Annotated in this window: 16 protein-coding genes and 1 tRNA gene; 4 read left to right on the forward strand and 13 right to left on the reverse strand. The window is 39.2% G+C overall.

Annotation, left to right across the window (positions count from 1 at the left end):
• Nucleotides 1-6 precede the first annotated feature (6 nt).
• The gene (locus tag DU508_RS12190; protein ID WP_115403084.1) at nt 7-1,014 is read left to right on the forward strand and encodes a catalase family protein; all 1,008 of its coding nucleotides are present in this window, start codon (nt 7-9) and stop codon (nt 1,012-1,014) included.
• Nucleotides 1,015-1,104: 90 nt separating this feature from the next.
• On the opposite strand, the gene DU508_RS12195 is transcribed toward DU508_RS12190, so the two are convergent.
• From DU508_RS12195 to DU508_RS12250, 12 genes are all read right to left on the reverse strand, one after another.
• A complete protein-coding gene (locus DU508_RS12195) occupies nt 1,105-3,057 on the reverse strand; it encodes a sigma 54-interacting response regulator (RefSeq protein ID WP_115403085.1) in 1,953 nt (650 codons plus the stop codon).
• Between the two features lie 12 nt (nt 3,058-3,069).
• Complete coding sequence (locus DU508_RS12200) at nt 3,070-5,292, reverse strand: histidine kinase dimerization/phosphoacceptor domain -containing protein (RefSeq protein WP_158542164.1); 2,223 nt, start codon at nt 5,290-5,292, stop codon at nt 3,070-3,072.
• A 168-nt stretch (nt 5,293-5,460) separates the two neighbouring features.
• Nucleotides 5,461-6,570: an ABC transporter permease gene (locus tag DU508_RS12205; RefSeq protein WP_115403087.1), complete on the reverse strand. Its 1,110-nt coding sequence runs from the start codon at nt 6,568-6,570 to the stop codon at nt 5,461-5,463.
• A gap of 9 nt (nt 6,571-6,579) precedes the next feature.
• A complete protein-coding gene (locus DU508_RS12210; protein WP_115403088.1) occupies nt 6,580-7,770 on the reverse strand; it encodes an ABC transporter permease in 1,191 nt (396 codons plus the stop codon).
• A 10-nt stretch (nt 7,771-7,780) separates the two neighbouring features.
• The gene (locus DU508_RS12215) at nt 7,781-8,746 is read right to left on the reverse strand and encodes an HlyD family secretion protein (protein WP_115403089.1); all 966 of its coding nucleotides are present in this window, start codon (nt 8,744-8,746) and stop codon (nt 7,781-7,783) included.
• Between the two features lie 2 nt (nt 8,747-8,748).
• Complete coding sequence (locus DU508_RS12220; protein WP_115403090.1) at nt 8,749-10,146, reverse strand: TolC family protein; 1,398 nt, start codon at nt 10,144-10,146, stop codon at nt 8,749-8,751.
• A gap of 109 nt (nt 10,147-10,255) precedes the next feature.
• Entirely contained in the window at nt 10,256-11,335 is a 1,080-nt protein-coding gene (locus tag DU508_RS12225; protein ID WP_115403091.1) for an alpha/beta hydrolase, read from the reverse strand.
• A gap of 40 nt (nt 11,336-11,375) precedes the next feature.
• Nucleotides 11,376-12,746 (reverse strand): alginate export family protein, encoded by a 1,371-nt coding sequence (locus DU508_RS12230; protein WP_115403092.1) that lies wholly within the window; start codon nt 12,744-12,746, stop codon nt 11,376-11,378.
• A 5-nt stretch (nt 12,747-12,751) separates the two neighbouring features.
• A complete protein-coding gene (locus DU508_RS12235) occupies nt 12,752-13,183 on the reverse strand; it encodes a DoxX family protein (protein WP_115403093.1) in 432 nt (143 codons plus the stop codon).
• Nucleotides 13,184-13,186: 3 nt separating this feature from the next.
• Nucleotides 13,187-14,998 (reverse strand): amidohydrolase, encoded by a 1,812-nt coding sequence (locus DU508_RS12240; RefSeq protein ID WP_115403094.1) that lies wholly within the window; start codon nt 14,996-14,998, stop codon nt 13,187-13,189.
• A 94-nt stretch (nt 14,999-15,092) separates the two neighbouring features.
• Nucleotides 15,093-15,776 carry a hydrolase gene (locus tag DU508_RS12245; RefSeq protein WP_115403095.1) on the reverse strand — a complete coding sequence of 228 codons (684 nt, stop codon included), beginning with the start codon at nt 15,774-15,776 and terminating at the stop codon, nt 15,093-15,095.
• Nucleotides 15,777-15,903: 127 nt separating this feature from the next.
• On the reverse strand, nt 15,904-16,689 hold the full coding sequence (locus DU508_RS12250) for an alpha/beta hydrolase (RefSeq protein WP_115403096.1): 786 nt from the start codon (nt 16,687-16,689) through the stop codon (nt 15,904-15,906).
• Nucleotides 16,690-17,190: 501 nt separating this feature from the next.
• On the opposite strand from DU508_RS12250, the gene DU508_RS12255 reads away from it, so the two are divergent.
• The 3 genes from DU508_RS12255 to DU508_RS12265 all read left to right on the forward strand — a co-directional run bounded on the left by DU508_RS12255 (nt 17,191) and on the right by DU508_RS12265 (nt 19,550).
• Nucleotides 17,191-17,263, forward strand: a tRNA-Phe gene (locus tag DU508_RS12255).
• Nucleotides 17,264-17,677: 414 nt separating this feature from the next.
• Complete coding sequence (locus tag DU508_RS24095; protein WP_233509503.1) at nt 17,678-18,838, forward strand: sensor histidine kinase; 1,161 nt, start codon at nt 17,678-17,680, stop codon at nt 18,836-18,838.
• Nucleotides 18,816-19,550 (forward strand): LytR/AlgR family response regulator transcription factor, encoded by a 735-nt coding sequence (locus tag DU508_RS12265; RefSeq protein ID WP_115403344.1) that lies wholly within the window; start codon nt 18,816-18,818, stop codon nt 19,548-19,550. Before DU508_RS24095 ends, DU508_RS12265 begins: the two co-directional genes overlap by 23 nt.
• A gap of 133 nt (nt 19,551-19,683) precedes the next feature.
• Here the strand turns inward: DU508_RS12265 and DU508_RS12270 are convergent, their stop codons facing one another.
• Nucleotides 19,684-20,130, reverse strand: a complete 447-nt coding sequence (locus DU508_RS12270; RefSeq protein ID WP_115403097.1) for an SRPBCC family protein — start codon at nt 20,128-20,130, stop codon at nt 19,684-19,686.
• Nucleotides 20,131-20,347 lie beyond the last annotated feature (217 nt).

The following is a 20,347-nucleotide window of genomic DNA, read 5'->3' on the forward strand; positions in this document are numbered from 1 at the left end:
ATTCCGATGGATCAGGATAAAATGGAAAAAGAGCAAAAACTCATCGAAAGAATGACAGCCATTCTGGAACAAAAGATGGTCAGGGATTATGCTGGGGGGATAATTAAAAGGGATGCGCATCCAAAAGATCTTGGTTTGGTTAAGGCGGTTTTTTCAATAGCTGAAAATTTACCGGATGATGTGGCCAAAGGAATATTCAGCGCTCCTAAAAAATATAATTGCCTGATCAGGCTTTCCAATTCAAGCGGAAGAATCAAATCTGATAAAGAGAAGGATTTTAGAGGATTTGCAATAAAGTTGCTGGATGTACAGGGTGAACGTGTAGATACAGCGGAAAAACATACACAGGATTTCATTTTAATGAGCAACCCTACAATGCCCTTCGGTACAGTAAAACTTTTCCATGATGCGGTTTACTACTCGATAAAATGGCACCCTCTTCTATTTGTTGCCAGGCTAATACTCACTGGGAATAAAAAGGTACTTACAGAAATCAAAAAAGGTAAAGCAAATCATACCAGTTCATTTGATATTCGATATTGGAGTACCACTCCATATCAGTTGGAAGACTCTCTGATTAAATATACCATTATTCCAACATCTGAACATATGAGTACTTTTCCAGTTGAGCCAGATGACGATTATCTGCTTGCAAATAATGCAGCTCATTTAAGGGAACACGAAGCGTCATTTGATTTTTTAATTCAATTTTTCAAAAATGAAAAGGATACACCTTTAGAAAATGCCGGAATTGAATGGAAGGAGTTGCATTCTCCTTTTATAAAAATTGCCACAATTACAATACCCAAACAGGATATTCTTACGGAACAGAGAAAAGATCTTGCTGAAGTTCTGGCATTTTCACCAGCCAATTCCTTATTGGCCCATCAGCCTTTTGGAGGGCTTAATAAAGCACGAATGCATATTTATAAACGTTTGGCTTTTTTTAGAAACAGGATGAATGAGGAATATCCTTTAGAACCAGACTGTGAAACATACGATACAATACGCTGATTTATCAATTAAGGACATATAGTTGTATATGCAATCAACAAAGGTATGAAGATGTATAGGGAAGCAATTATTACCTAATGCTATGGTTTTTTATTCCTTATAGTCATGCTTACGGATGCCTAGCTTTTTCATCTTAGAGTTAAGGGTGGTAGGTGGAACATTCAGCTGCTCTGCTGCACCGCCAAAACCCCAGATTTTGCCATTGCATTTTTTGAGTACAGCAACAATATGGCTCCTTTCATTTTCTTCAATAGACTTGGTTACCGCATACATATTTTGCATATCGTTTTGCATTGTGCCAAAATTAGGCATGATAACTTCATTTATTGTATTTTCCCTTGCCAGGATCACACCTCTTTCAATAACATTTTCCAATTCCCGAATGTTGCCGGGCCACTTGTAGGCCATAAATTGTTTAAGGACTTTTGCGCTTACACCCACAATGCGTTTGTTCGATTTTCTGTTGTAAATGGCGATAAAATGATCAATGAGAACCGGCAAATCTTCCAACCTGTCGCGAAGGGCAGGGAGTTGTATAGGGAAAATATTTAGCCTGTAATAAAGGTCAAGACGAAAACGCCCTTCTCCCACCTCTTTTTCGAGATTGCGATTGGTTGCAGCTATGATTCTTACATCCACTTTTATAGGTGTTTTGCCGCCAATGCGCTCTACTTCCTTTTCCTGCAGTACTCTAAGAAGCTTTCCTTGCAGCTCGGGGTGCATTTCTCCAATCTCATCTAAGAAAAGTGTTCCCTTATTTGCCATCTCAAATTTACCTATTCTTCTTTCTGTGGCCCCGGTAAAGGAACCTCTCTCATGTCCGAACAATTCGGATTCTATCAGGTTAGCCGGTAAGGTAGCACAGTTTATCTTTATCAGCGGTTGGTCTTTCCTTGGAGACAGGCGATGTATGCAGTCAGCAATCCGCTCCTTTCCTGTACCGCTTTCTCCAAGTACCAGCACTGAAGCGTCAGCCGGAGCCACCTGAGAGATATGATCAAACACACTAAGTAAAAGATGGCTTTTACCGATTATACCTTCAAAGCCATAAACGGTGTCAGCTATCTTAGCATCGTTCTTGTGTTCTGGTTTTGGTCCGGCAGGAAATTGTGGTCTGTTTGCCTTACCTCTGCTGATCTTTGTAATTACAGGAGCCAGAGACTGTGCCAGGCGGCTCGCCAGGAATACATGAGAAGTATCATAGATATCGGAAGACCGGCTGTAAAAATAGAAATTATATAAACGACCGTCCTGAAGTACAACAGGCATGAGCAAATGAGATTTTATGTTGAATATCTTAGCAAAAAGTCCATGCAAAGATGGCTTCTGCAATAATGTTTTGAAATCATCTTCGCCAAAATAAGTTATTTCCTCACTTTGAATATTAGCCCTTCTTAAGGTAAGCAATTCAATATTCCCTAGATTGGTAATTACCTTTAGCTCCCCAAGCCTTATGGTTTGGTATTCATCAAAACTGATCCTGAGGAATCCAAGGTCCTGTTTCATATCTTCCACTTCATCAGCAAATCCGGTGTAGATGAAATCAAATGCAATGTGACCCTGCAACGCTTTTGTAATTTCTAACATTTTCCCCTCCACCGAATCTTGAGAAAGAAACAGTGTTTCGAGCTGTTTTTTAAATTGATGTTCTTTTTTTACGCCAGCTTCAAATCTATGTTCATGATGGTAACGTGCAATTTCAAGGGTTACCAGAAGATCTTTTTCCCTATACGGCTTAACAAGAAATCCATACGGCACTGTTTTTTTTGCAGCCTCGAGCACCTCCATATTAGAGTTTGCTGAAGTATAAATAAATGCTATGCCTTCCTCGCGCAACCTGTGGGCAAGATCAATACCAGTAGCAGGGCCGCTTAAAAAAATATCAACAAGAACAAGTGTAGGCTTCTCCTTTTCTAATAATGCAATTGCAGAAGGGACATCCCGTGCCAGGCCACAAACTTCATAACCCTCTTTTTCTAACATTAATTGCAGGTCATGTGCTTCTACAAATTGATCTTCAACGATAAGTATTTTCTCATTCATGCCTAAGTTGATTTATAATATTGGCCTGCAATTGATATTGCGGGCAAAATTGATCTTTATAACCGCTCCGTTATCATTAAATATTTCCAGTTTACCTTTTAAATCTCCACTTAAGCCCTGCATAAGTCTCATTCCTAAAGTATTGGAGTTTCCAGTTTCAAAATCCTCAGGAATACCCTTTCCATTATCCCTGATAACCAGTTTACAGATGTTGTTTTCTTCCAGAAGTGAAATATTAACTATACACTCCTTTTTATTGGTAAAAGCATACTTAATGGAGTTGGTTACGGCTTCATTAAGTATTAAACCGACAGGTACAGCCTGTGTAACTTCAAAATTAATTTCGTTAACCGTTATTTTAAAATTGATATGTCCGGCATTAAAACTATCTTTAAGGTAACCAACAAACTCATGGATATAAGAAGACATAGGTATGGCCGCAAGATTGTCGGATTGATAAAGTTTTTTATGTATCAATGACATGGAATGTATCCTGCGTTGACTGTCTTTGATAGCCGATTTTGCCTGTTTGTCTTTTAAATAGGCCGACTGGCTGTTAAGCAGGCTCATTACCATCTGCAGGTTGTTCTTAACACGGTGATGAATTTCCTTAAGCAGCCATTCTTTCTCATTAAGCAAATGGCTCAAGCTGTTATTTTTATCTGTTATCTCTGCCTGTTTATGCCTCAATGTTTTATTCATGTTAATTTTGCTCTGGTAGGCCATATAAAGAAGTGCGGCAATAATCAGTATCAAACCTGCTCCACCAAAGGCGATGTTTCTGATTTTTTTTGCCTGTTGAGATTTTTGTTTTTCAAGATTGCGCTCTTTCGACAGGAACATTATATTCTGCTCTTTCTGATCTGTTTCATATTTTATTTCAAGCTCTGAAATCTGCTTGCTTTTTTTTAAATTATAAAGGGAATCATTTATTTTTTGATAGGCCAGCAGGTTTTTAATGGCACTTAAAAAATTACCATGCACAGAGTCAAGCGAATATTGCCATAAATATTGGTTCTTTTTGTCTACTAAGGTAAAATTCATGCTTTCATCTTTAGCCTTGTCAAGATAATATTGTGCTTTTTCATAATTTTTTTCTGCGTAGGCAACAAGCATGCAATACTGATAAATATCCTGCATTGTACTGATATTGGCATTGCGTTTCTTCGCTTCGTTAAGTATTTCATCACAATATCTGGAAGCGAGCACATAGCTGCCTTTTTTAAGGTATATATCTATGTAGTTGCATTTTGTAGACAATTTGATATGGAAATCGTATGTATCATAATTCCTAAAAAGAATGTTGAGTGTTTTTAATGCCTGATTATATTTTTTTTGTAATACAAGAAGCTTTACGATACTATTGGTTGCCTGATAAATAACCAGTGTGTCCATATATTGCTCTGCGAATCTAAGCCCTTTTTTCAATTTTTCGTGCGCTCGGGTATAATCATTCATGTGAATATACTGTACGCCTGCCCTGGTATATAAAACACCCATCTGCCTGTTTTTATCTCCGGTAAGTTCAGCAGTTTTAATGGCCAGCAAGGCATATTTAACTCCTTCGTCAATATTACCCAGTGCATTATTCACATTACTTATCATAGAATAAACGCCTTCAACTTCTTTGACATCAATGTCCTTATAAAGTTGCAAAGATTTCTCCAGTGACGATAAGGCTCTCCCGAACTCGCTCGAATAATAAAGCTGATCCCCAAGCGAACGGTAGGTATCGGCTATTTTTTGTCTCGCACTGGTTTTTTCAAAAACCTGAATCGCTTTACTGAGCAGCTCAAGTTTAAGGTTTATCTCCTTGTCTGAATTCCATAAATTCTTGCATACTGCTAAATAGGCATCTCCCTGCAGTTCATAAAGTTTAGCATCCGAAAAAGTTTTGAAGGCAGCTTCTGCAAATTGCATCGATTTTGCCGCTTGCCCTTTTTCACGATATAATTGATAAAATAGGATATAGGCACCACCAATACCTTTACTGTGATTAAGACTCCTGCTTATTTCCAGCGATTCCTTTAAATACGAGGCTGCAAGGTTCAAATCTGCTGATTCTTCTTTTGGCTTGAATATATAATATGCCGCAAGCCGCTGGAGAGTGGCTACCCTGTTTATGCCTTCAGGCTGATTCTTTAAAAGATGCAAGAATTCCTCCTTATCCTGCGCCATGACCAGAGCAGGAAATAAGATTAAAAGCATAAAAATTTGATTGATAAATCTTTTCATTTCAGGCTCGTGATTTAACATTGCGATAAAAAAACAGCCTATCCAGGACAAATAAAATTATTAATTTTATTGCGATATACCGTGTTTATTATAATTTTTTTAAAAACCTCTATTCGTATTTTAAACTTAATTCATTATTGTGTGAAATTTCAACCGCATATTATTAAATCAGTGCGCTTTTTTATAGCGGATTAAAACAGTGGCGATTAAAAAATATACTATTAGCTGTATCAGCTGCATTGTTACATAGTTTGTAATATGGTTGATATTGCCGTGTTCTATGAAAAGGATGCGAAAACCATTTACAAATGGCATAATAGGAAAAAGTGCTCCAAATGTTTGGGCTGCCCATCCATAACTTTCGTACGGCCAGCTAAAACCCGAGGATATGTAAGAAGGCAGCGACAAAACCATCAAAAACTGGATGGATTTTAACTGTGATTTAAACAAGGTACCGGCTATTATTCCCTGAAAACTTATTGTTGCTATAAACAGAGCTGTTACTAGAAGAGCCTGTCCTAAATGTTCTGGCAATTGTAGCTTAAAGAAATAAAAATAAATTCCTAAAATGCAAAGTAACCCAATTGCCATCGTCCAGTATGGAATGACCTTTCCGGTAATAAGCATAAGCACCGATTTGCTTTTAAAGGTTAATTCTTTAAAGGTTCCATTTTCAAATTCTGCTGCAAAGCTTAATGCTATAACCACCATGATAACCGATTGCAATATAATAGCAAGATAAGATGGCCACACAAACATGAGGTAATTTGATGCCGGATTATACAGGCGAAAAGTGTTAAGGTGAAAAGCTTCTGGTTGCCTGCCAGATGTAGCCGTTAGTACAGCATTAAGCGTTCCCGTAACTGCAAGGATACCACGTTGTGCATATCCTGAAGCCAATAAATTAGAATTGTTAATATAAACGCTTATTTCAGGGCGTGTTTTTAGCATGATCCTGGCTTCAAAATCTTCAGGAATAGAAATAACAGCATAGGTTTTTCCACTCATAAATGTTTTTTTCATAGCTACATTTTCACTTTTCACGGCGCTAACTTTTAGCAATTCGTTATCGTTAAGCATATCAATAAGCCTATTGCTTGTGGGAGAGCTGTCTTTGTCGATAACTACTATAGGAAGTTCAGTCAGCTTTCCTTTGCTGAATACAATACCAAAAAGAATCCCGTACAGGATAGGGCCACCTATATAGAGCACAACCATGATCTTATTTCCAAAAAAAAGAAGGAATTCACGTTTAAATAAAAAAAGCAAATCTTTCATAGCAGGAGGTTAAGTCAATGTGGCACTGTTGGGCATGGTTTCCTGGATAATGGCTTTATTGATCTTTATCTTAAGAAGGAAAAGGGAGAGTAGATAAAAAACCAGAATAAGTGCAAGCAGATGAAGCAGATGTGGTAATGCATCGGCAAAAGCGGCACCCTGAACAAATACCAGGCGCATTATTTTAAGAAACGGAATAAGTGGGATGGCTTCGCTTACCCATCTGATGATAACGGGCATTTGCTCTGTTGGCCAGGTAAAGCCAGAAATGGTAAATGCGGGCGATGCGACCGACATGAGCATTTGCGAGGCTTTTAGTGGCATCGGGTTTATAATGCTGTAGAAAATACCTAAGAGGCTGGTACTTATAATCATCAGGAAAACTCCAATCAACAAAACTAAAGGGTGCTGAGGAGGTACAATTTTATAATAAATGCTGATCAGGTAGTAATTTAATACAGTAAAAAATGCAAGAATACAGTACGGAACCATCTTGATAAAAATCAGCTTGCCTGCAGATTTGCTGATTCCCAGCAATCCGGCTTTATTAAAATTATTACTGCTATACTCTTGCGAAAAACTCACTGCTAATGCCAGTAAAAGCAATTGTTGTAAAACCGAGAATATGAGGCCTGGCCAAAGATAAAGCAGGTAATTTCCAGTACGGTTGTATTGCAGAAAAACGTTGGTTCCAAAGGCTTCCTGTTGCTGCATGGCTAATGAAGCCTGAATGCCTTTTTTTTGCAATGTATTTATCAATATTCCGGCATTCAGTGTTTTAACGGCGGTAGCAACTGCGTTACCAACAGCACCAGCTGTTAAGGTGTTGGACATGTTCAGGTAACAGTTAATCTCCGGATGCTTTTGGATGAGCAGATCGGCTTCAAAATTATCGGGCACTACTATCACGGCAACTGCCCGGCTATTCAACATTGCCCGATGGATATTAACGGTTTCATACTGTTTATCCAAAACGTGAAGGCTATTATGTTCAGAAAGTATTTCGCATAATTTTGCACTCATAGGCGAGTTGTCTTTATCGATGATGAGCACGGGCTGATGTCTTATCCTTCCCTGTTGATATACAGAACCTAGCATAAAAGCAACAATAGATGGCATTGCAATAAAAGCGAATACAAATATTTTGTTGCTCCAAAACAAGCTGAATTCCCGCCGGATTAATAGCCAAAAGTTATGCATGTTCAGGTAATTAAAGATTATTTAATAATACGGTTGCATTATATAAAAGTGTTTCGGCCCGCTTACCATCTTTTGGCGCCACCTTAATTTCATATACAGCATCATCAATTTCATAATCAGGATAAGCAGTGGTTATATCTGCATATCTGGGCATTTGTTTGATGGTAAGTATTTTTCCTTCAAAATTTTGTCTGGCATAGGGAACACTTACCGTTATTAACTTTCCTTTTGTGTAAGGCGCTATTCGGCTTTCCGGAATGGTAAACCTGAACCAGGTGGTGCCAGGCAGATAACCATTAAAAAGCGGATAGCCCGCCACTGCAAGCTCACCTTCACGGGCTGTAATGGTTTCTACAGCCATAAAATTTGTGGCAATAATATACCGTTCGGAAAAAGCAATTTCAGCTTCTTTTAAAACTCCACCTGCCTGTTCCTGCTGGCCGAGCGCAGCTATTTTCCTTTCAAAGCGTGTGCCTTTTTTTGCCTCGTTGAGTTCGGCAGTTACCGCCTCAAGTTGCGCCCTGGCGCTTTGAAATTTAGAAAAAGATTCATCATGGGCCTGCGGCGATAACAGGCTATCTGCAAACATTGCGTTTGCCCTCGCGTACGATTTATTGGCAAAATCAAACTGTTGCCGTGCGGTGCTATATTTTGCTTTTAGCTGTTTCAGTTCATTTTCTGTAAAACCGTTATTAGCTAAGAGATGCTGAGCTTCAGTGGCTTTTACAGCTCCACGTGCCTGGGTTATCTTTGCACTTACTTCTGGTACATCAAGCATGGCAAGCGTGTCTCCGGGTTTTACAGATTGCCCTTCTTCAACATATAATTTCAGAATTCTTCCGGTAACTTTTGATGTGAACGAAATGGTTTCACGCTTTAATTTGCCATTTATAGTTTCATTTTTTTTGCGGCAGGAGGATAATACCAGCAATAGCAGCACAGGTAAAATAATCTCTAAGTGTGGTGTTTTCTTCATGATTATTTAATAGATTGAATGGTTAAATTTCCAGTTGCTTTGAGCAGATTAACGGCTGTTCTTCGTTGCATGTAAATTGCCTGTATATGCTCTAAGGAGGCATTTTGAAGGTCATTTTCGGCATCTATAAGCTGTAAGGATTTAATCAACCCTGTCTGGTATTCTTTAGTTGCCTGAGTTAATGCGTTTTTAGATATTTCCCTTTGTTTTTCTTTAACCTCAATCTGCGCATTTGCTGTATTATAGTCAGTCCATGATTTGTAAAGGTTAAGTTCCAGCTTTTCGGTTACTTCTTTTTTCTCATTTTGAGCTTTATACAGTTCTATTTTTGCCTTTTGCACATCACGTTTTCCTGCCATTCCATCAAATAAATCCCATTTTGCTCCGATGCCTACTGTAAAAACTGGTAGAATGTTCAAGTTTGGCAAATCAGAAGAAAGTTTATTGCCACCCTGTATCACAGGCTCGCGGCTTTTTAAGTTACCATTTAAAAAACCAATATAGCCTAGCGATGCGCCTGCCTGAACTTTGGGGAGAAACCAGCTTTTTTCGGCCTTTATATTAAATTCATTGGCAGTAATTACCGCTTGAAGCGCCTTGATTTCGGATCTGTTCTCCACTGTAGCGTTGTTTTCACTAACTTTCAGAACTGTAAGGCTATTATTTATAAGGGCGAGGCTGGCCAAATCCATGTCTGTTAAAAGATGTAATTGGTAGAGTACTAAGCTGCGCTTTCCTTCATATTCTTGTATGCGGGAATTCAGTTGTGCCTGGGCCACTTCAATTTTTTGATGCTCATATTTAGTAATTAATCCATAGCCAAATGCCTTATCAGATGTTTTTCTGTTTGCGCTGAGGCGTTTTTCGCTTTCATCCAGTACTACGCGTATCTGCTTTAGCAAAGCCAGCTGATCATATGCGATCATGATTTCGCTGATTATCTCCTGACGATCTTTCTCCAGCAGCGCTTTTTCTGCTGTTATTTTCTGACTTAATGCTTTCCTTAAATTCGGAATTCTTCCACCAGAATAAAGCAATGCACCTGTAGCGATTTGAGTATTTACAAGATATGATGATGACGTAAAACGATTACTGCCCTGCTGAATGTTTATATTAAGCAGGGGAACTATTAGTTCATGACTGTTTACATTAAAAGATGAAGTAGTATAAGCGCCTTTCCCCGAAATATCTATTCTGGGCAAGTGAGCTTCCTTTAGTTTTTTTGCATCAATACTGGTGGTTTCTATATCCAGTTGTTTGTTTGCAAGAGCATAATCTTTTTTAATGGCACTTTCAATCAGTTCTGCTAAACCCGGAGCATTGGATTGTGCTCTGCCTGGTAACGGCATTAGCGCCAGGAACATTCCTATTTTTGTCGCTATTTTCGTAATATGGGTCATGATAACAAGAATTTGTTGATGGAATATTTCCTTTAAAAGCTTCGATTCTCTGTTTTTTTGTTTATCCAGGCCTTTTGCAGCTAATTTTATAGTAACTGGCCATAACTAACTATCTGAGGTGTTTTTTAAGCTCTTCTGCAGACTGGTCGAACATTCTTATGGTTGCCGGGTCAGTTGCCAAAGCATTGAGCAGTCCAAAATCATGTATAACACCATTGTAACGTACAGTTGTTACATTCACACCAGCTTCGTCAAGTTTTCGTCCATAAGCTTCGCCTTCATCACGAAGTATGTCATTCTCAGCTGTTATGATAAGAGTTGCGGGAAGGCCTTTCAATTGCGCTGCCGTAGCCTGAAGCGGAGAAACATATATTTCCTTGCGTTGTTTCTCATCAGTAGTATATTGGTCAAACATCCATTTCATTAATGGTGTGGTCAGAAAACGGTCTTTACCATATCTGGCATATGATTCAGTATTAAAACCGGCATCTGTTACCGGCCATAAAAGTATTTGTACTTTAATTTCCGGACCTTTTTTATCTTTGGCCATGAGGGAAGTTACAGTTGCCATGTTCCCACCGACACTGTTGCCAACAATACCGAGCTTTTTTCCATCTACATTAATCTCATTACCATGTTCAGCAACCCATTTTGTAGCAGCATAAATCTCGTTTATGGCAACGGGGTAATGTGCTTCGGGTGATGGTGTATAGTTTACAAATATGCCTGCATACCCTGTTCTTATTACTAAATCGCGAACCATTCGTTTGTGGGTAGGATAATCGCCCAATATCCATCCTCCGCCATGAATGAATATAAACACAGGAAGTTTCCCGCTGTTCCCTTTTGGACGTACAATGTTCAGTTTTATGGTAAAGCCGTCTGTGGTAATGGTTTTCTCAGACTCTTCAATGCCTGAAAGGTCGACTTTTGCACCTGCCTGTGCACCAATGAGTACATTACGGGCATCTTCTTTAGACATGCTTTCTATCGGTTTTCCGCCGCTTGTGTTCAGTGCTGTTAGAAAATCCTTTACACCTTTATTGATGTGCGGATCGGTCGCATAATCCTGAACCTGTATGGTATCATTGCCAGAATTTGTTGGTTGTCCAGGTTTATCGCTGCACGAAACCACTAGCGACAGGACTAAAAGTCCTGCAGGTACGTTTAATGTTTTTTTTGTCTTCATGATATAATAGGTTTAAATTGATAATGATTGCATGTGTTTTTTAGAATTTAAATGTTGCTGTAAGTGCCGTATAAAAATAATCTTTGCCTCTGCCTGCTTCTTTAATAAAGGTGCCTGCATTGAACCACGCACCTTCAAGTGTAAATGAAAGATAGGGGATGGGGTTATATGCTAAACCGACCCCAAGCTGCGTACCGATAAAGGTTCCGTTAATTCCGACACCAGAATATAAGAGCTGCATATTTGGTGCATAAAGTCCGTCATTTTTGCTCCATCGCCAGAATATATCATAGTCAATTCCAAGATTAAGATTCTTTGTCAGTGCTAATTCTATCGATGGATGGAAGTCGTAAAGGTTAGCCGGACCAATAAGGGCTACAAGTCCAAAATAAGCTCCCCGGGGATATAGAGGGTTAAAGGTTTCTGTTTTGCTGTCATGAGGGTTTTTATCTCCGGAGATGATCTCAGTTTTAAGGCCCACAACAGGAGTTGACTTTATATTCTCAAACCTGTAATTCACGTTGCCCGATATTGTCCATGCACTGATCGTATTTTTCCCAAGTTTACCGAGCTGATATGCTGCTTCTACATCATATTTCCAGCTGGTTTTATTTTTCCATATCCTAAAGCCGACCGTATGCCTTAATTCCTTACCTGATACGTTGTCCAGAATGGTTTTACTTTTCCAGATTCCCAGGTAGTAAACGTCAACATGATTAAGAACTTTGATGTCATTTATTACAGTATAGCCTCCCCACAACCTGGCGTTATCGTTGAATTTATCGTTAAAACTACCAGGAACATTGGCAACGGGGTGTGTGTAAAATATATCGGCCTGAAAATCTTTTTTTTCAAGCACTACTCTGAATCCATCCACGGCATGCCTGCTGTTTGGCCCTTCTCTAACCCCAATCAACCTTTGCGAGCCATATAGAATTTCCTGTCTTCCGATGCGTGTGTAAAACCTTATACTTTCACTGTTGATCAAACTGATATTAAGAAATACCTGATGAATATCGGCCGTGTTTTCGTCTATAGGGCTAGGGGCTGGCATACCGTGGGCAAGACTGCTCTGAAACTGCCCGAAAACGCTGAACAGACCCAGATGAATATCTGTATGAAACAGATATCTCGAAAGTAAGTATCCACCTGAAGCATCAGATTCATTGCCCCATTTGTTATTGATTGTCCTGATATATTGCCATCTTGCTTCGCCTCCAACAGAAGCAAAATAATTTTCCGATTTGCCAATTGCTATGTACTTTATTTTTTCATAGCTGTTCCTTGCAGAATCATTTCTTAAATAGCTGAAGTCATCGTTATACCTTAACGGCCTGAAATCAGGCTGCTGTTGTGCCCATACTGTTATGCCGGATACCGGAATAAGAAATAGTATGAGTGTTTTTTTCATGATCGCTAGCTTAATTTTTTACTCAAATGGTTATCTAAAGAATATTTGCCTCCACCCAACAGTACAATCATTAGTAACGATACGCTGAACATAAAAGGAATATCGCGTTCTGCTAAAGAATCATGTCCGTGTACTATAAAATAACCTGTGGCTGTTATTGCCAGGGCGGGTAAGGCTGCTGGTCTTGTAAACAAGCCAATTATTACAAGAACTGGTAAGTAAACATTAGCAGTAATGGCAATAAAATTATTAAGAGCTTCAGGGAGCCCAAGGGGATTCGGGATCACTTCTGCAACAGAAACCCCTATACCTATCTTTTTGAGCCCATGCACCAAAATAAGTTCAGTGGCTATGGCAATTCTGAAGAATAGTATTGCAAAGTTGTATAGCGGCGATTTCAGGTCGGAGCTTAATAATTGTTGAATTAACTTTTTCATGGTTTAGTTTTTTTGGTAACCACCATAGTAATTTATCGGACTCCATTCAGGCATTGCTTTAGGCTGTGGCGCTGCAAACAAACGGAAATCATTATCAGCATATACCACCTTTCCATTCACTACTGTAAGCTTTGATTCTATGTTCAGTATATTATCTTCAGCAGTGGTGAAGTAATCATCTGAAAGGATGATGAAATCAGCAAGGTAATTCTTTTTAAGTATGCCCCTGTCTTTTTCAAGGCTGATTAGTTGTGCGCTGCCCTGAGTAAATAGTTTTAGGGCAGTAGTACGGTCTGCAATATTTTCATCTGCCATATATTTCAGTCCGCCAAGTGTTTTACCCGTGGTGAGCCAGTACAGGCCTACCCATGGATTATAACTGGCTACACGCGTACCATCAGTACCCATGCCTACTTTTATGCCCATTTCCATTATTTTTTTAAGCGGAACAGTATTGGCTGCTGCAATTTTGCCATAGCGTTTTACAAAAGCCTCTCCCTGATATGCCATTCTATGTTGAATGGCAATACCGCCATTAAGGGCTTTTATCCTTTGCAGGTTTTCAGTAGAAACGGTTTCGGCATGGTCAAAGAACCATAATAAGCCATTGAGGGGTGTTTTCCTGTTTATATCTTCTATTACATTAAGAAAACGTGAGATGCTCTCATTGTATGTGGCATGTATCCTGAACGGCCATCTGTTTTTTACCAGTAGAGAAAGTACTGGTGCCAACTGGCTTTCCATTACAGGGCTAAGATCTGGCCTAGGCTGGTCAAAATTTTCAAAGTCGCCTGCACTCATTACAAGATTTTCACCACCACCTTGTACATGGTATTCTGTTTTTGGCATTTTTGCAAATTCTGCAGTACCATCAGAAGGACCGTTACAACCATCGCCAATTTCCACCGAACTTATCCATTTTGTATAGTCGTTAAGTTCACTATTGGCTTTTTGGGCAAAAAGATAATAGGGCATGCGTATGGTAAGTTCGCTGCTTTCGCAAAGTTTGCTTGTTACGCCATAATCCTCAGGAAAGTTCTGGAAACCACCGCCCGCATCCATAATGGCAGTAACACCTAGTCTATTCATTTCAGCCATAAATAGTTTAGTTGAATTTATTTTTTCTTCAGGATTGAGTTCGGGAAGTTTAGATAGTGTGGAGTACAGGATAAAGGCGTTGGGTTCAGCAACCAACATCCCAGTTGGATTGCCATGAATATCTTTTTCTATAAGTCCTCCATTAGGATTTGGTGTATTAATATCCATCTTTAAAGCCTTAATGCCAGCTTTGTTGAGATAAGCATGTCCATAAAGGTGCAGTACAAAAGCGGGGGTGTTTCCGGTGGCATTGTTTATTTCTTCAAGTGTTGGAAGTCTTTTTTCTTCAAATTGGAAGGCATTCCATCCACCTATAACACGCACCCATTGCCCTTCCGGGGTTCTTTGTGCCTGTTCTTTCAGCATGGCAAGTGCGCTCTTTAAAGAGCGCACACCATCCCATCGAAGCTCAGTATTAAAAAACCTTCCGCCACGAATAATATGCATGTGCGAGTCAAACAATCCTGGTACAATAACTTTGCCTTTAGCATCGATTATAATGGTGTTCTTGGTTTTAAACTTAAGGATATCTGCACTTTTGCCGGTACTGATAATTTTTCCATTAGCCACAGCCATGGCTTCGGTAATTGTATTGTTATTATCGAGCGTATGAATCTTGGCATTGTATACAATAAGGGAAGAAATGCCTCTGGTTTGAGCTGAAGCTTCTGTTGTTAGCCAAATAAATAAAGAGAACAGGTATAGTTTGGTTTTCATGTTCAAAGGCTTAATGGTAACGTGGTTATAAACTTAAAGGCTTTGATTTTATATCATTACCTTTTAACGTAACTGAAGTTCAAGTGGCTGCAATTTAGTGCTTGACCATTTCCCTTGAGTAGTGTATCCCGATTCCATAACCACCAGCATGTTTAACGGCAAGGTCTGTAACCGCCTGATAAGTTTCCTCACGTGCCCAATCGCGTTGTAGTTCCAATAGGTATTGCAATGATGTTAGAGGACGCGCACCTGCCTGAACCATACGGGTAACAGCCATTTCGTGAGCCTCTTTGGATACATCCCCACACGCATCCGTAATTACATATACCTCATAACCTTCACCTAATGCAGAAAGTGCTGGCCCTACAATGCAAACACTTGTCCATAAACCTCCGAGCACAAGCTTTTTTTTGCCTTTGCCGGTAATGGCTTTATGGGCGTTTATATCTTCCCAGGTATTCATTGAGGTTCGGTCTATGTAGGTTGAAGAAGGGAACAGAGATTGGATTTCAGGGAATACCGGACCACTGAAAGATTTTTCTGCCACTGTTGTAACAATGGTGGGTACGTTAAAAATTTTAGAAGCTCCGGCTACCAGGGCTGTGTTGTTTCTTAGCTGATCGATAGGGATGCTGCCTGTTGCAAAGGCCATTTGCCCTTCATAATCAATAAGCACCAGCGCATGGTTAGTGGGATTTAACAATGTGGAACCCGGTTTCTGCGAAAAACCTGAAAACGATGCGATCAGAAGTACAGTTGTTAGGAATGAAATTTTCATAATAGTTTAGATTAGGGATTAAGATTGGTTTATTATTTTTCTTAACAGATATCACTTCAACATTTATCGTGTCAAATTGCAATATCTATGGCTTATAAAATCAGACAAGTAAATAGACATTAGTCCATTATGAATTTTCTTCGAGCCAGCGAGCCGTAAATTCTGCTTCATTTCTCCATGTAGGTTGGCCAAGAACAAAATGATTGCTGCCTTCAAATTCCATATAGTCTGTCACAGAGCCCTTATGCTTGTATTTTCTGTAGTTTGAGTAGTTAAGGGATGCCGGCATAATATGATCTATGCTTCCTGATAATATTAAGAGTGGGGCATGTGGTTTTTTAAAGTCAATTTTCGCTGCGCTGGTAAGTCCATCACGCAGTACCAGTTTAGATTCCGGAACAACATACTCATCATAAGAAGTTAATTGTTCTTCATGAGGCATACCATTGGTAAAGGCATATTGCCATTCGGGAAAAGACATCAGGTATGTTTTTTTTGCTGAAGTAAAGAAGCCAAGCGGATTAAATACCGACTTGATAAATGACCACTCAAAAGAGATTACTCCTTGTGGTGGTACTGAATGTATTGCTACTCCCGCAACTCCTATTTGTTTTTGTAACAATAGCTGTACTATGAGTCCTCCCAGTGAATGTCCGATTAATATAGGCTCTTCAGTAAGTTGAGCGGCTATGGTGGCATAATGTTCCACCAGTTGTGTAAGCCGTAAGGAGGCTATATCGGCATCTGGATGTCTGTTACGAAGGATTTCTGGAGAATCATCTTTGAATGGCCATGCCGGAACAAAGACCGTGTACCCCTTATCTTCAAAATACTGTTTCCAGTTTGTCCAGGAATTGTTTCCTACAAAAGCACCCGTGATAAATATAATAGTCTTTGATCTGTCGTTTTTCATTTTACTTTCTTTTTTAGATGTTTGGGGTGCAGACGCCGTATTTCAAAATAAGTGCCTGTTTTTTAACATATTGATAATTAGAGTTTTGTGGTTTTTTAAGTGTAAAAAATCAACTATATTTCGTTGATTCTTGATTTTTCAACGAAATTAAGCTGAAAAGAATTGAAGAAATTAAAAGGGCAGGAGTGTATATTTACCTGTAAGATTAACTGATAGTAAAAACTTAAAACATTATAACTTTTTACTTAAAAGATTTGATTTAATCCGATTGTTAAGTGCAGCTAGCCTGTATACGCTTTCCGGCAGTAACACAGAGGATCATGATGGTTGTGAATTTTAATTGTTCTAAACCTGTAGGTTTGCAGGTGGCACCACTTCCAAAAGCCTGTCAGAAATGACGGGCTTTTTTGATGGTTGAGTTTTTCATTTGATTGAAAAAATATTTTAAAAGGGTTCTTGCATTTGGAAAAAAGAATACTACATTTGCATTCCCAAACGGATGGTGCCATAGCTCAGTCGGTAGAGCAAAGGACTGAAAATCCTTGTGTCCCTGGTTCGAATCCAGGTGGCACCACAAATCCAATTTATAATAACGAATTCAAAAACGCTATAAGTCTATGATTTATAGCGTTTTTTTTAGAATTTCTGTCTGGTTTGTAAGAGCGTATGTGACTGGAAACCTGCACTTTGGTGACTTAGATGCTTGAAACTTCGCAACAAATTAACAATCATGATTTTGGAAAAAAATGGTGCATTGGTTGTTAGTTGTTTTTAGTATGATTTTTTAAAAAGTGATCAAAGACTTTCTGTGGGATAAAGATTTGGAAGCGTTAACTATTTAAAACATACAGTGCCTTTTCGTTTATCAGGTTATTTCATCGTCGACAAAATGATTTAATAGACAGCCTGGCTGCGTTGGTCGAATAATTGGATATTCATCATCTGCTTTAATTTTCGATATGTATCTTAGCTTTAGATCAGGATATTCATGCAGCAATTACCTTTTATTTATTCCAATAAACCTGGATGGCGTATATCACGGCATTTGATTTTTTGGCTGCTCTGGTTTTTGTTTCAACTCTTGCTGTATTCTTTTTCACCTTCACCTGCATTGCAACAGCAGCCTTTCCTGCATCGCCTGATCATCACCTCGCCAGAAACTTCGATGTACATGATACCCAGCCTTTTTTTAGCTTATACGCTCATGTATCTCGTTATCCCTAAACTGGTGTTACCCGGAAAATATGTTCTGGCAACCATAAGCGCAGTGGTATTGATCTTTTTAACCGCTGCCCTGTCGGCAGCATTATCAATGACCGTGATCGATTATATCCGTCACCGCAATGCAGATAAAATATCCCCGCTCGTTGCAAGTGAGTCTCATCCTGCTTTTTATATTCAGTTCGGCGTGGCTATGTTGGCTGGCTTGCGGGGGAGCATCACGGTTGGAGGCGTAGCCGCGGCCATCAAACTGATGAAGTGTTTCTATGAAAAACAAGAGGCCGCATTATTGCTCGAAAAAGAAAAGGTTAATGCGGAACTGCAAATGTTAAAAGCACAGCTGCATCCGCATTTTTTGTTCAATACGCTGAATAATATTTATTCGTTTACGCAGGATGTTTCTGAAAAGGCTTCTGGAATGATCATGGGGCTTTCGCAGTTGTTACGTTACATCCTTTATGATTGTAATAAACCCTTGGTAGCGCTCGATAAGGAACTGAAAATGATCAGCGATTATCTGGCTTTAGAAACTACCCGTTATGACCACGGGCTGGAGATTGCCGTACAATTACCAGGAGCAACAAACTACCTGATTGCACCGCTGATGCTATTACCCTTCATAGAAAACGCCTTTAAACATGGTGCCAGCCAGATGACGGAAAATCCCTGGATCAGCCTAAACGTAACAGTAAAGGATAATGAACTGGCGATGAAACTTATTAATGGCAAGCCCTCCGTCACGAATATAACTCCTGGTATAGGGATAGCGAATGTGCGCAAACGTCTGGAACTTCTTTATCCTGATGAGCATGAACTGACGATCAATGATGAGGAAGAAATGTATATCGTAAATTTGAAGATCACTTTGATAGCTGCACATCCTGATGTGCTTAAACCTGTATACAATGGAGCGAGTGAAAAAATATAATTGCCTGATCGTTGATGATGAGCCGCCTGCAAGGGAAGTGCTCCGGCGTTACATCGCTCAAATACCGATGCTTAATCTGGTTGGTGAATGTGGCAATGCCATCCAGGCCCTTGCGGCATTGAAACAGCAGCAAATCGATTTGTTGTTCCTCGATATCCAAATGCCACAAATTACCGGGATAGATATGATCGGCACATTGATACAGCCGCCAAAGATCGTACTGACAACGGCCTTTGAGCAATATGCTGTTCAGGCTTTCGAACTGGATGTTGCCGACTACCTGATCAAGCCTATCCGTTTTGACCGGTTCTTAAAAGCTGTTATGAAAGCGCTGCCGGATCAGGAGCTATCACCTGTAATCCAACCGGTGATGCTTCCGGTGGAAACGGCTGATCATGCGTTCCTTTATTTCCGGGCTGAAAGGAAAATGGTGAAGGTTTTTCTAAACGATATTTTCTATGTGGAAAGTTTAAAAGATTACATCAAAATCCATACTGCCAAAGGCACGGTAATTACCAAATACACTATGGCATCTTTAGAAGCCATGTTGCCGGTAAACTTTTTTTTGAGAGTTCACAGATCTTTTCTTGTTGCGCTTAACAAGATTGATACTTATACCCAGGACGAGATCGAAATACAAGAAAAACATATACCAATTGGCAAGCTTTACAGGCACCAGGTAATAAATATATTAACATCGACAAGTAGCTAACTGGGGCTCCTCGAACTGCTTCTTGATAATATCTAATTTGAATTCAGCTGCACGACGCCTGTTTTTTCTTATAAACTGCTCTTAAACAGTGTTTAACTTTTGGGGCAGTTCATAATATGTAGGCTTTTTGTTTTTATGTTTCGACATGAAATTTTTCTGAATCTTCAGCCAGTTCCTTAACCTTATCTAAAGCTTTTGGCCATGTTTTTTCAAAGTAATCCCGCCAATCATCGATAATTCCCATATCTATTTTAAGTGTTGTCTTGCCATCTTTCTCTTCAAGCGTATAGTTTTCCAAAGCATTTTCCCAATCTTTCAAATCTTCTTTACCGTCCTTTATCTCTCCCAAATGTTTTATCGACATGTATTTATTTGGAATATTCTCTTCGATTCTCGCTACCATTCCATCGCCTTTTCCATCTGAAAATATTGCCCTGCTACCTTTTTTCCAATCGGTTTCCACTGTAGAGCCTTCTGCAAAAACTGACGTCCATTTTGGGTAAGTATCCACTCCAAAAAGTACATCCCATACCTTTTCAGGTGTTGCGTTAATTTCCGTTTTGAATTCAATTGTGTCCATAATTTTTGAATTTATAATTAAAAGTTTTCTATTTACTGCTTACTCAAAGGATTATCTTTTTCTAAACAATTGAACAATCAGTATGTTTGTTTGTACATATATTATATCCGCCATCTTCCTAAATTCTTTACTTTATTGCTTATGCTCATCACGATGTTCATTAATCAAATATGAAAAAATCGTAAACTAAACAAACGGTGCAAAAGCGACATTTTAA

Origin of the sequence: Pedobacter chinensis (assembly GCF_003339865.1) — a bacterium.
Classification (GTDB): domain Bacteria; phylum Bacteroidota; class Bacteroidia; order Sphingobacteriales; family Sphingobacteriaceae; genus Pedobacter; species Pedobacter chinensis.